Annotated in this window: 15 protein-coding genes; 7 read left to right on the top strand and 8 right to left on the bottom strand. The window is 62.9% G+C overall.

Features of this window, described 5'->3' with window-relative positions; all coding sequences use genetic code 11:
* Positions 1–387, top strand: a 387-nt coding sequence (locus tag GRI99_RS04635; protein ID WP_202392913.1) for an OmpA family protein, incomplete at its 5' end; no start/stop codon positions are given.
* A 206-nt stretch (positions 388–593) separates the two neighbouring features.
* On the opposite strand, the gene GRI99_RS04630 is transcribed toward GRI99_RS04635, so the two are convergent.
* From GRI99_RS04630 to GRI99_RS04620, 3 genes are read right to left on the bottom strand one after another with little or no spacing between them, the layout of a single operon-like run.
* Complete coding sequence (locus GRI99_RS04630; protein WP_160770779.1) at positions 594–1,478, bottom strand: sterol desaturase family protein; 885 nt, start codon at positions 1,476–1,478, stop codon at positions 594–596.
* Entirely contained in the window at positions 1,478–1,879 is a 402-nt protein-coding gene (locus tag GRI99_RS04625; RefSeq protein WP_160770778.1) for a hypothetical protein, read from the bottom strand. Before GRI99_RS04625 ends, GRI99_RS04630 begins: the two co-directional genes overlap by 1 nt.
* 1 nt (position 1,880) lies before the next feature.
* Positions 1,881–2,321 carry a protein tyrosine phosphatase family protein gene (locus tag GRI99_RS04620; RefSeq protein ID WP_160770777.1) on the bottom strand — a complete coding sequence of 147 codons (441 nt, stop codon included), beginning with the start codon at positions 2,319–2,321 and terminating at the stop codon, positions 1,881–1,883.
* A gap of 227 nt (positions 2,322–2,548) precedes the next feature.
* Here GRI99_RS04620 and GRI99_RS18835 point away from each other — a divergent pair, with 227 nt between their 5' ends.
* From GRI99_RS18835 to queC, 6 genes are all read left to right on the top strand, one after another.
* Positions 2,549–3,307 carry a cold-shock protein gene (locus GRI99_RS18835; RefSeq protein WP_160770776.1) on the top strand — a complete coding sequence of 253 codons (759 nt, stop codon included), beginning with the start codon at positions 2,549–2,551 and terminating at the stop codon, positions 3,305–3,307.
* 130 nt (positions 3,308–3,437) lie between these two features.
* Entirely contained in the window at positions 3,438–4,625 is a 1,188-nt protein-coding gene (locus tag GRI99_RS04610) for an aspartate aminotransferase family protein (protein WP_160770775.1), read from the top strand.
* Positions 4,625–5,563: an ornithine carbamoyltransferase gene (gene argF / locus GRI99_RS04605; RefSeq protein WP_160770774.1), complete on the top strand. Its 939-nt coding sequence runs from the start codon at positions 4,625–4,627 to the stop codon at positions 5,561–5,563. The genes GRI99_RS04610 and argF overlap by 1 nt, the downstream gene beginning before the upstream one ends.
* Positions 5,564–5,591: 28 nt before the next feature.
* Positions 5,592–6,506, top strand: a complete 915-nt coding sequence (hslO, locus tag GRI99_RS04600; RefSeq protein ID WP_337192865.1) for an Hsp33 family molecular chaperone HslO — start codon at positions 5,592–5,594, stop codon at positions 6,504–6,506.
* Between the two features lie 91 nt (positions 6,507–6,597).
* Positions 6,598–6,999: a DUF3617 domain-containing protein gene (locus GRI99_RS04595; protein ID WP_237438099.1), complete on the top strand. Its 402-nt coding sequence runs from the start codon at positions 6,598–6,600 to the stop codon at positions 6,997–6,999.
* 38 nt (positions 7,000–7,037) lie between these two features.
* Positions 7,038–7,733, top strand: a complete 696-nt coding sequence (gene queC, locus GRI99_RS04590) for a 7-cyano-7-deazaguanine synthase QueC (RefSeq protein WP_160770772.1) — start codon at positions 7,038–7,040, stop codon at positions 7,731–7,733.
* Here the strand turns inward: queC and GRI99_RS04585 are convergent.
* The 5 genes from GRI99_RS04585 to GRI99_RS04565 form a co-directional block, all read right to left on the bottom strand.
* Positions 7,730–8,107 (bottom strand): DUF2793 domain-containing protein, encoded by a 378-nt coding sequence (locus GRI99_RS04585; protein WP_160770771.1) that lies wholly within the window; start codon positions 8,105–8,107, stop codon positions 7,730–7,732. The two genes, queC and GRI99_RS04585, sit on opposite strands and share 4 nt — an antisense overlap.
* Entirely contained in the window at positions 8,049–8,579 is a 531-nt protein-coding gene (locus tag GRI99_RS04580; RefSeq protein WP_160770770.1) for a terminase large subunit domain-containing protein, read from the bottom strand. Before GRI99_RS04580 ends, GRI99_RS04585 begins: the two co-directional genes overlap by 59 nt.
* On the bottom strand, positions 8,572–9,048 hold the full coding sequence (locus tag GRI99_RS04575) for a hypothetical protein (RefSeq protein ID WP_160770769.1): 477 nt from the start codon (positions 9,046–9,048) through the stop codon (positions 8,572–8,574). The genes GRI99_RS04580 and GRI99_RS04575 overlap by 8 nt, the downstream gene beginning before the upstream one ends.
* 278 nt (positions 9,049–9,326) lie before the next feature.
* Positions 9,327–9,530 (bottom strand): hypothetical protein, encoded by a 204-nt coding sequence (locus GRI99_RS04570; protein ID WP_160770768.1) that lies wholly within the window; start codon positions 9,528–9,530, stop codon positions 9,327–9,329.
* Between the two features lie 1,113 nt (positions 9,531–10,643).
* Positions 10,644–11,417, bottom strand: coding sequence for a hypothetical protein (locus GRI99_RS04565; RefSeq protein WP_160770767.1), 774 nt, complete (start codon positions 11,415–11,417; stop codon positions 10,644–10,646).
* Between the last annotated feature and the right edge of the window lie 403 nt (positions 11,418–11,820).

Below are 11,820 nucleotides of genomic sequence, written 5' to 3'. Positions count from 1 at the left end.
CGGAAGAGCGTGTGTAGGGAAAAGTTCGCGACGCCGTGTAACCAGGGCCCGTACATCGTGTTCTTCGACTGGGATCAGTCGGTGATCACGCCGGAAGCGGCCCGCGTGCTCGACAGCGCCGTGACGGCCTATGGCAACTGCGGTACCGCGGCGATCATGCTGGCCGGCCACGCCGACCGCTCGGGTTCGACCCAGTACAACGTCGGCCTGTCCGAACGTCGTAACGCTGCGGTCCAGACCTACCTGGCCGGCAAGGGCATCCCCGCTGCGCGGATCTCGGCCCAGGCGTTCGGCGAAAGCCAGAACCGCGTGCCGACCGCCGACGGTGTCCGCGAACTGCAGAACCGCCGGGTGGAAATCACCTACGGTCCGGGTTCGGGTCGCTAAGCGATAGCCGCAAGGCAAACAGAAAGGGGCCGGGGGGAAACCTCCGGCCCTTTTTCTTTGCGCTCTTCCTGGCGCCGGCCAAGTCACACAGGGAACTGAGGTAGCCGACGGAGAGGGAGCGCGAGAGCCTGCTGGGTCCCGTAGCCCTTGCGCGATCAGAACCGGCAGGGGCCCGCGCCCCCCGAAGTCTCGTGTTCTGCCAAGTGCTACTGCGCGTCTTCAATCCCGTGGCGCCTGCGGATCATGGCGGAGGTTTCGCGGCTGCCATCGTGCGACCAGCCGGGTTCACGCAGCAGGTAGCCAGCCTTGGCCTTCCAGGGGGCGCGGACGAGGTCGCGGCCGATGGCCAGCCATTCGTGAAACGCTGCCTTCAGGATGTTGAAGCCGCCGAGCTGGTGGACAATGCCATAGCGGACCTGCTCGTCGTCCCGTTCCGGCTCAAACGTACCGAACAGGCGATCCCACACGATGAATGTGCCGGCGAAGTTGCGATCAAGGTAGCGCGGATTGGTGGCATGATGCACCCGGTGGTGCGAGGGGGTGTTGAATACCGCCTCGAACCAGCGCGGCAAGCGGCCAACCGCCTCGGTGTGGATCCAGAACTGGTAGACGAGGTTCAGGCCAGCGCAGGCGAGCACCAATTCCGGCGCAAAACCAACCGCCACCAGCGGCAGGCGAAAAACGAAGGTTATGGCCAGGAAGCCGGTCCAGGTCTGCCGCAGGGCAGTGGACAGGTTGTAATGCTGGCTGGAGTGGTGATTGACGTGGCTGGCCCAGAACCAGCGCACCCGGTGTCCGGCGCGATGCTGCCAGTAATAGGCCAGATCGTCAGCAAGGAAGCACAATGGCCAGGCCCACCAGGCCCAGCCGATCCGCAGCGGGGTCAAGCTGTAGATATGGGCCATGATTGCCAGCACCGCCGGCGCCGCCAACGCCCCCGCGACGACGCTGCCCAGCCCCAGCCCCAGCGAAACGGCGGTGTCGCGGGTTTCATACGCGGCCATCCGGCCCGTGCGTTTGGCCCAGAGCAGTTCGGCCGCGATCAGCAGCACGAACAGGGGCACGGCATAGGGCAGGGGATCGAAGCCCATTACTGGCCAGCCGGGGAAGCGCCGGAAAGGATGGCCAGCCAGCGTGCACCCTCCTCGCCAAGATCCAGCAGTGCTGCAAAGTCTTCGCCGCGCACTTCGATCAGGCCCTTACCGGCCGGGCGCGCGTAGAACCGATTGGCTGGTAACCGCACAACGAAATGCGCACCGACAGGCGCGATAATGGCCACCTGCCCGCTCGCATCGCGCAGCAGGGCACCGCCGCCATCACGCGAGATGGCCAGGTCAACGGGAGAAAAGCCGCCCGGCAGGCTCTGCGCCAGGGCAGTCGCATGGTCGGGACCCGACAGCTTGGCCGCTCGGCTGAAGCCCAGCCAATGGGCCAGCGCCACAAGGGCCAGTACTGCGAGCAGGGCCAGTGCCAGGGGCAGCGGCCCGGACATGTCAGTTGCGCGCCTCGGCCGCCAGCGACTCGACGATGCCCCGGATCGGGGCGATGTCGTATCCAGCCTGCAAGGCCGCGCTCGCGATGGAATCGGGGTCCTCGCCCGCTGCGGCCTGCGCCAGCGACCAGAGCAGCGTGGAACGGGTGCCGGAACGGCAATAGGCAAGCACCGGCCCGCCGGCTTCGCCCAGGGCCTTGGCCATGTCTGCCACCTGCTCGTGCGTGAAACCGCCAGGGGCGATGGGGATGGCGCAATAGTCCATGCCCGCTGCGCGCACGGCTGCGGCAATATCCTCACCCGGCGTCTGGTCGGGGCTTTCGCCCTCGGGCCGGTTGTTGATTACCAGCGCGAAGCCCATCGCGGCGGCGGCCTGCACGTCGGCCAGGGTGATCTGCGGGCTGGCCCAGACCTGGTCGGACAATTGCCTGAAATCGCTCATCCCGAAAGCTCCCGCTGGGCAGCCCTGCGGGGACTGCGAAACTTCAATTGCATCCCCGCCAGTGTGCTACAAGAGCGCAAAACGTAAATCATTCGCCAGCGCGCAGATTCTCCTGTATAGGCGGCACGGTCACGGAGTGGCGGGCTAGACCTGCGCTTCCATCCGGCGGGATTTCCGTCCGCGCCACCGGGTGAATCGCAAGGGCGGGATGAAGGTTGTTCGCATACATGGGTTATGACAGAGGGCGTCGCGGCCGGGGACGCGACAAGCGGGACGGTTTCGGCGAAGAAGGTTTCGATCCCTTCGGTGGTCCGGCTCCGATGGGTAACGACTGGCGCGGCGGCGGTGATCGCTTCGGCGGTGGTGGCGACCGTTTCGGTGGCGGCGGCGGCGGCGATCGCTTCGGCGGCGGTGGTTCGCGTGAGGGTGGCTTCGGCGGCCCGCGTGGCGGCGGCGGTGGCGGGCCTCGCGGCGGCGGCGGCGGTGGCGGTATGCCCGCCCAGGTTGTCGGCACCGGCAAGGGCAAGGTAAAGTTCTTCAATGCCCAGAAGGGTTTCGGCTTCATCCAGCGCGATGAGGGCGGGGAAGACGTGTTCGTGCACATCAGCCAGGTGGAACGCGCCGGGCTGGAAGGTCTGGCCGAAGGGCAGGAACTGCAGTTCAACCTGGTGGATCGTGGCGGCAAGGTGTCCGCAGCCGATCTGCAGGTGGTGGGCGATGTTATCGCCGTGGCTGCAACGCCCAAGAGCCCGCAGCGCGAGCTGACCGGCGAGAAGGCCGTGGGCACTGTCAAGTTCTTCAACGCCATGAAGGGCTTTGGCTTCATCACCCGTGACGATGGCAAGGAAGACGCTTTCGTTCACATCAGCGCGGTGGAGCGTTCGGGCCTGCCGGGCATCAACGAGGGCGACCGCTTCGAATTCGATCTCGAAGTCGACCGACGAGGCAAGTACTCGGCTGTCAATCTGGCGCCTGCGCGCGACTGAGTCGCAGGCATTGGGATCGGCGGCCGTGTTTGACCGGCCGCCGCACCCGTCCTAGATAGCAATCCATGACGTGGCGGCCGGATCGGCCGCCGCTTGTCGTTTTACGGATTCGTTTTCGAAGGATTTGTCCATGACCATTACCCCGCTGATGCCGGTCTATCCCCGGTGCGGAGTGCGGCCCGTCAAGGGTGAGAATTGCCACCTGATTACCGAAGATGGCACGCGCTACCTCGATTTTGCGGCAGGTATTGCCGTCAACCTGCTGGGCCACTCGCATCCCGGCCTGATTGCCGCGATCCAGCAGCAGGCGGCCACGCTGATGCACGTGTCCAACCTCTACGGCAGCCCGCAGGGGGAAGCACTGGCCCAGCGCCTGGTGGACGCGACCTTTGCCGACACGGTGTTCTTCACCAACTCCGGCGCTGAGGCGGTGGAAGCCGCGATCAAGACCGCGCGCGCCTATCACCAGGTGAATGGGGACACCACGCGGTACGAACTGATAACCTTCAACAACGCCTTCCACGGGCGGACGATGGCCACGATCAGCGCGTCGAGCCAGGAGAAGATGCACAAGGGCTTTGCCCCGCTGCTGCCGGGCTTCCGCTATGTTGACTTCAATGATCTGGAAGGGGCCAGGGCGGCCATCGGTCCGCAGACCGCCGGATTCCTGGTGGAACCGGTGCAAGGTGAAGGCGGCATCCGCGTGGGCACGGCGGAATTCCTGCAAGGCTTGCGCGCCCTGGCCGATGAGCATGACCTGATGCTCGTATTCGACGAGGTTCAGTGCGGAGTCGCGCGGACCGGAACGCTCTACGCTTACGAACAGCTCGGCGTGGTGCCCGATATCATGGCGACGGCCAAGGGCATTGGCGGCGGCTTCCCGCTTGGGGCCTGCCTCGCCACCGAAAAAGCAGCGCGCGGCATGGGCCTGGGGACCCATGGCTCCACCTATGGGGGCAATCCGTTGGCGATGGCGGCGGGAATGGCGGTGATGGACGCTGTGGCTAACGAGGAGTTCCTGGCTGACGTGCGCGCCAAGGCCGAGCGGCTGCGGGGCCGGCTTGAACAGTTCATCGGCAATTACCCGGAGCTGTTCGACAGCGTGCGAGGGCTGGGCCTGATGCTGGGACTGAAGATGAAGGGGGAGCCGCGCGGCTTCATGGTGCACCTGCGCGATAAATACCAGTTGCTGACCGTGGCCGCCGGCGACAACACGCTGCGGCTGCTGCCGCCGCTGGTGATCGGGGACGCGGAGATGGACGAGTTCTTCGACAAGCTGTCGGCGGGTGCCGCGAGCTACAAGCCGGACGCCGGCTGATGGCGGCGCGGCATTTCCTCGATCTCGCCGACGCGGGTCCCGATGCCATCGCCGCGATGATCAGCGACGCGATCGAGCGAAAGGCTGCGCGCAAGGGCTGGCCAAAGGGCAAGGCAGATGCCGATGCACCCTTGGCCGGACGGGTGCTGGCCATGGTGTTCGAGAAGAATTCCACCCGCACAAGGGTGAGTTTCGACATCGCCATCCGCCAGCTTGGCGGCACGCCGCTGGTCCTCGATGCGGGCACCTCGCAGCTCGGGCGCGGGGAAACTGTGGCTGATACCGCCCGCGTGCTGGGCCGGATGGCAGATGCCATCATGGTCCGGACCGATGATCACGCGAAAGTGGAGGAAATGGCGGCCTATGCCGGGGTCCCGGTAATCAACGGGCTGACTGACCGATCGCACCCCTGCCAGATCGTGGCGGACCTGTTGACCGTGATCGAGCACGGCAAGGCCCTGCCGGGCCTGAAGCTAGCCTGGCTGGGTGACTGCAATAATGTGATGAATTCGGTGGTTGAGGCGGCGGGCCTGATGCGGTTCGACATGGCGATCGGCACGCCGAGGGGTTATGTCCCCGAAGCGCGCTATCTCGATGCTGCCCGTGCGGCCGGTTCCGACATCACGGTTACCCACGATGCGGCGGAAGCGGCAGCGGGGGCCGATGTGGTGGTCACCGATACGTGGATTTCGATGGGGCAGGCCCATGCGGCCGAAAAGCTGGCGGAGCTGGCACCCTACCAGGTCAATGCCACCCTGATGGCGCGCGCCAAGCCTGATGCGCGCTTCCTGCACTGCCTGCCAGCGCACGTCGGAGAAGAGGTTTCAGCCGACGTGTTCGAGGGGCCGCAATCCGTGGTGTTCGATGAAGCGGAGAACCGCATCCACGCGCAGAAGTCTGTTCTGCTGTGGTGCTTTGGCTTGTTGGGGAACAGCTAGGGCTTGGTAAACGCCCGGCTCGACCCATATGCCCCCGATGCCTGATAGCCTTCCCGACCAGCCCGCCACCGGCTTCGACCGCCTCGTTTCCTTCACCATCCCCGCGCAGGACTGTCGCGGCCGGGTGGTTCGCCTGGGTCCTGTGCTGGACGAGATCCTTGCCGCGCACGATTATCCGCCGGCGATCAAGCTGGTGCTGGCGGAAGCCCTGGTTCTCACCGCGCTGGTCGGCGGGCTGCTGAAGGATGCGGATGACCAGCTAACAATTCAGGCGCAGGCCAATGGCGGGGTGATTTCGCTGCTGGTGTGCGATTATCACGACGGAGCCTTGCGCGGCTATGTCCAGCATGATCCGGCTGAATTCGACACACTAGGATCGAACCCGGATTTGCCGGCGCTGTTCGGCGAAGGTTATCTCGCCCTGACGTTCGACATGGGCGGAGAAGGCAAGCGTTACCAGGGGATTGTTCCGCTGGAGGGGCAATCGCTGACCGAGGCGCTCCAGGCTTATTTCGGCCAGAGCGAACAGGTGCCCACGCTCATCCGGACCGGGCTGAAATCGGGCGCGGCCGGCAATGTTGGTGGCGGGTTGCTGGTCCAGCACCTGCCCGATGGCGAGGATGGCCGCGAGCGTCTCCACGCGCGCCTGAATCATCCCCAATGGGAACACGTCAGCCTGCTGGCCCAGACGATCCAGCCGGAAGAACTGATCGAACAGGATTTGTCACTGGAGGAGATCGTCTGGCGCCTTTACCACGAAGAGGACAGGATCCTGGTCGAACGCGGTGCATCACTCTGCAAGGGATGCCGGTGTTCGGCGCAGCACTTCGAGCAGGTGCTTGCCCGATTTTCGCACGTGGACCGTGTCGAAATGAAAGACGAGACGGGGGTTATCCGCATCGACTGCGCGTTCTGTTCGCGCCAATTCTGCGTGCAGGATTGAGTAAGCGCTCAGCTCGTCGCGCGTGAAGGGCAATCTGCCGTTAAGCTGGTCTGTTGCATAGGGGTGCGCGACGACTTCGGAGTGGTGCTAAATGGCGAGCATGCAAAAACTGGGTCTTTTGCTGGGCGCCTTTGGGGCGGCCGGGTTGGCCGCACCAATCGCAGCCGAGGTCTCGGAACTGGCGATGCTGGACACTCTGCAGCCCGGCATGTGGGAAATCCGCCAGCGTTCTGATGGTTCTCGCCGCAACATCTGCGTCCGCAACGGTCGGGATCTGATCCAGTTGCAGCACCGGCAGACGGGCTGTACCCAATTTGTGGTGCAGGACGATGCCCAGGAAGTGACGGTGCAGTACACCTGCAGGGGCGATGGCTACGGTCGCACAACAATCCGGAAAGAGGGGAGCGCGCTCGTCCAGCTGCAGAGCCAGGGCAGCCAGGGAGGCGGTCCGTTCGCGCTGGCCGGAGAAGCCCGGCGCACAGGCCCGTGCTAGGCCTTGCCCGGAAAGCCGGTTGGGCCTAGCCCGCAAGCATGGAAAGCAATCAGGCTCAGGCGGTGATCCTGCTCTCAGGCGGGCTGGATTCGATGGTAGCTGCCGGCTTGGCGCGTGAGCAGGGTTTCGCGATAAATGCCCTGACGATCGACTATAACCAGCGCCACCGGCGAGAGATCGAATCTGCGCGGAACATCGCTGCAAAGCTCGGGGCCAGGAAGCACACAATCTTGCCACTCGACTTGCGCCAGTTCGGCGGGTCGGCCCTTACTGACGATATTGCGGTACCCAAGGGCGGCCTGGAGGAAGGGATCCCGGTCACCTATGTGCCAGCCCGTAACCTCGTGTTCCTGTCGCTGACGCTGGCCTGGGCCGAAGCGATCGGGGCGCATGACATCTTCATTGGCGTTAATGCCCTCGATTATTCGGGATACCCGGATTGTCGGCCCGACTTTATCGCCAGTTTTCAGGAGACCGCGCGCCTTGCAACACGTGACGGCGTCGAGGGACGGCCGTTCGTGATCCACACGCCGCTCCAATATTGGGGGAAGGCCCGCATCGCGTCGGAGGCCAATCGTCTGGGCCTCGATCCGGCGGATAGCTGGTCATGCTATGATCCCAGCGCGGAAGGCCTGGCTTGCGGTTTATGCGACAGCTGCCGGCTCCGACGGAAGGGCTTCGCGGACGCTGGGCTTATCGACACCACCCCCTATGCCGCCACTGCAGATTCCTAGGGTTGCGGCAGGATGCCTGCGGTAATCAGCGCGCTGCGAATGGCATTGATGGCTGTCCTTGCTTCGGCATCAACCGTGGTGCCACCGCTCGGGGCCGCCACGGGTGAAGCGGCCTGCCAACCGTTGCGATAGCGCAGCATCTGACCGGTGGTCATGACCAGCAGACTCATGCCATCCTGCGGCGGGAGGAATGTCCACTCGCCAGCGCTGTAGGCGGCGATCGCACCGGCTTGGCCGTTCCATGCGCCCGTCGGATCGTTACCGACAAGCCAGCAGGATCCCTCAGCTGGAGCAGCGGGTGGTGTGCTTGTCTGACTATCGACCGCCGGATGCAACAGGATGTCTGCCAGGAAGAACGCCTCGTTGACGAACACTTCCTTCTGGGTCTGTGCACCAGGCGTGGCTGTGCTGGGGGCCGCGCAGGCTCTCGGGCTCGGCGGCGGAATAGAGGTAAGCCTGCGCGCCGCCCGGCCATACCAGTCGGCGTAGCGAGGGATCGAAGCGCGGCCGACTGTTGCCGGGGGAGCAGGCCAGCAGGCCGCTTTCGCCCTCGACCATCACCGCCCGCACTTCGGTCAGCGAAGCGCCGACCAGGGCGATGCGGGCCCGGCAATCGGCGCGGGCCACGGCGTTGACCCATTCGGCGCCGGTGCGCGTCTTGCCGAAACCGCGTCCGGCGCAGATCAGCCACAGCCGCCAGTCGCCCGGCGGCGGCAGTTGTTCGTCACGGGCCTGCGTGATCCACCAGTCGCGCAGGAATTCCTTGGCGGGCTTTGGCAGTTTCCGCAGGACTGGATCATAAACGGCTGCATCCGTCTTTCTCAGCCACCGCCAGCTCTCAATCATCGTTGCAGGGCGCGCTGTCGGTCGCTGCCAGCCGTTTCGCCTCGCGGGCCCGGGCGGCCTCGATCCGGGAATGGAGGATCGCCAGGATAGCCTCCTCGTCGTCATCGCTGTCCTGTGCTGCGGTTTGGGCCACGCTTTGGCGGTGCAGGGCCAGCAGCCGCAGGGCATTGGCCAGGTCGAACTTCCGCTCGTCCTTGCCGGCATCGGTGCCCATTCGCAGGCGGTGGAGCGTTTCCATCTCCAGGTGGGCGTAGCCTTCCGCCAGGGCGGCGGCCCACTTGGTGCGGAAGCCGGCTTCCTCCCGGCGGACCTTGTAGGCGCGGCTGGGATTGATCCCGGCGCGGCGGGCTGCTTCGCTGACGTTGGATGTCTCTGCCAGCGTATCGAGAAACAGCCCGCGCCAGTGGCGGTCAAGCTGTTCGCGTTCACCCTCGCGGTATGCGGGCATGATCCTGGTGCTCTTGCGCATTCTGGTGTGGTTCCATGCTGTGGGATGGCGGGCATGAAAAAGGGGCGCGCCCGCACACTTGCCGTGCGGGCCGCCCCGTCGAATCACACCATCGCGATGTTCCGTTTCTCTAGGCGTTTGTGTCTTTTACAAACCCAGAGAATAAGGAACTGAAAAGATGCAGAAAAATAAGATAATCTTGAGTGCTTTGGACCGGTTAGCGTTGGCGCTCACCAACCATAACCATTCCTGGTCTGATGATGAGCGCCATGCCTATGAGAGAGCCGTTGCGGCGGTCTCTACTTCTTGCGGTTGTATGGACTCTGGTTCGTCGGCTTAAGCGAAACGCCAGCGTCAGACGCGGCGCTGTAGATGGAGCTTTCGGTGCGCTGCATCTTCAGGCCGATCACCCGCGTGGGGGTATTTTCCTTGGCCAGCTGCTTCAACTGCTTCACATCGGAAGGAGTCCACGGCTTACCGTGATTGGAGGGAGTTTTCGGCATTGCGTACTTTCCTTATGGTTAGTCGCAATCGCCTTGACCCTTCGCTCATTCCGGATAATGATTCCGGTGCTAGAAAAAGCTCGTCCCACCGGCGATTGCAAGATCGTGGTGGAATGAATGGGGCCGAGCCGCAAACTCGGCCCCTATTCATGTCAGCAGCCAATATCAGTCCGCCAAAGCCTTGAGTCGAATCGTTTTTGCCTGCGTAGCTAGGTTATCCACAGGCCGCGCACAGGTTGTACGGCGTTTTGCCGACATACGTCGCCCAATCGGTACATTCAGCGTTACGCTGTAGGAAAGTGCTTTTTCCGCTGTCTTACGCGCACGTCCGTACGATCTGTGTTGCGCGACGTTGAATCAATGAGTCGCGAGCGCCACATTATGATTCATTGGTCTAGACCCAATGGAAACTTTCTTGCGCTACGCTGCGTTTTGTACGAAACCCGTGTTGTCTAGGAAGGAGGAAGGTCATGTCAAAAGCGAATGCTGTACGCGTGTTCCGGCCTCAGGGACTCGCCGTGATATTGGGGATGGGGGCGCTGGCGGTCGCGCTGGTTGGGTCAGTCGTAGCTACATTCGGTGGTTCGCTGCCTGCTGTAGGTGAGATTGCCGTTGCCGGTCTCGGTATGATTGGAGGAGTCAAAGCCGTCATAGCTGCTGCTTGAACGGCCTAGTTCACCAGTACGCGCCACATAGTGGGGAGGCCATGTACGGCCTCACTATCCTTTGTGGCATCGCGTTTGCCGCTATCGGCGCAGTTCACTCCTACCTCAAGGGTCGTGGCTTTCAATTCCTCCATGTAGTTACGCAGGGAGGGAGTGGAGCCACGTTCCCGACATTCCTGCTTATGCCATTCGTGCCGTTCGATAGCCACCTGATGGCGGCGATGGCACAGTCATGGGTGACAGTTGGATTGGCAGGTCTCTTGGGTGCGGGTGTTACCCTTTACGGTCTATTCCAGGCACCGCACCCTAAGAAGCGCTCTACTGGCATTTTGAGCCATTAACTCCCTTACGCGAGACTAGTTTGCCGACGCGCTCCTTGAAGCGCTTGTCGTCATCATCGCACTCAAGCTGGCGTGCGGCTTCCTTGAACTTGTCGAGTTGAGATTGCTCACTCGAACATTTGGTCTTCTTCGTCGTCATCGTCGAGCACCGCTTTCTGCGCTTCAAGGAGTTTAATGAGTTTGCCAATCTCCTTGGTACCCATGTCGCCCGTAACGAGCACACGCACCGACTTACCACGACCGAGTGGATTGCGCATCCATTCGGTTTCTCCAACTTCCACTTGTGGCACTGGTGCCGCAACCGGGGCGATGGCCGGTGCTGGCCGTTCTAACACTGCAGTATCATCCATGTCGGCGTTCCAATCATTCTCCGATGCCGCCGATTCTTCCACTTCTGACGCTGCGTTTCCACGACTTTCGAATGCTTTCTCTTGCTCGAGATAACGGATCGTCTCAAGATAGCCATTGCTCACTGGACCAATTGCTCGATCAAGAAAGTTTTCCCGCACGAGATATGAGTGGAGAGCATTTTCCGAGACATGATCCCCAAAGCGGTCGCGGAGGTCCTTGTAGACTTGAGGATTGAAACCGGCCTCAAGAAGCGCGCGGCGCCGCACAACGTCGCTGTCCGGGTGCAGAATATCCACTGTAAGCTGACTGACGCGCACCTCTCCTTTGCCGACGCGCTCCACCAGGCCATAATGCGCTAAGGTAGCAAGCGCCTTATCGGCGGCGCCGCTAGGGCCTGAATATCCGATGTGCTTTTGGGCAACCGATCGATCGATGGGGTTGCGGCGGTCCGCCTCGAAGATCTTGCGCACGGCGCTTATCGCTTTGGGTAGTGCAAATTGTGGATAACCTGGGCTTTGAGAGCGAGCCATAATTGCGATTCCTCTTGCTTGTTGACGCCCGTCTACCACGGACCACGACGGGAAGCAACGAGGCAGAAGCAATTGGAGCAAACAAGCAACGTGAGGTTGACGAGTGTTTCGGTCGCTGGCATATGAGTCGCCGAAAGGAGGCGCGCCATGCGTGACAAAATGACCGCTAGGAGGGTCGCTCATGCCGGACACAAGCTCGCGGTGACGGCAGGGGCTAAATGAGAGAGGCCACCAATCCCGGGCTGGGGACGGTGGCCTCGATGTGAGCCAATAAGCAGTATGGGTACCAACCTGGCGGCGGTGTACATAGCACCGCCGCCTTTCTTTGTGAATCCCCTGATTTACGCGGCTTGGGCTTCCACCGTCCACGGCGGCGAGGCTCATATCCAGGAAGCGACAACTG

Source organism: Alteraurantiacibacter buctensis (assembly GCF_009827655.1).
Classification (GTDB): Bacteria; Pseudomonadota; Alphaproteobacteria; order Sphingomonadales; family Sphingomonadaceae; genus Alteraurantiacibacter; species Alteraurantiacibacter buctensis.
This window is presented reverse-complemented; position numbering and strand designations above follow the sequence as displayed.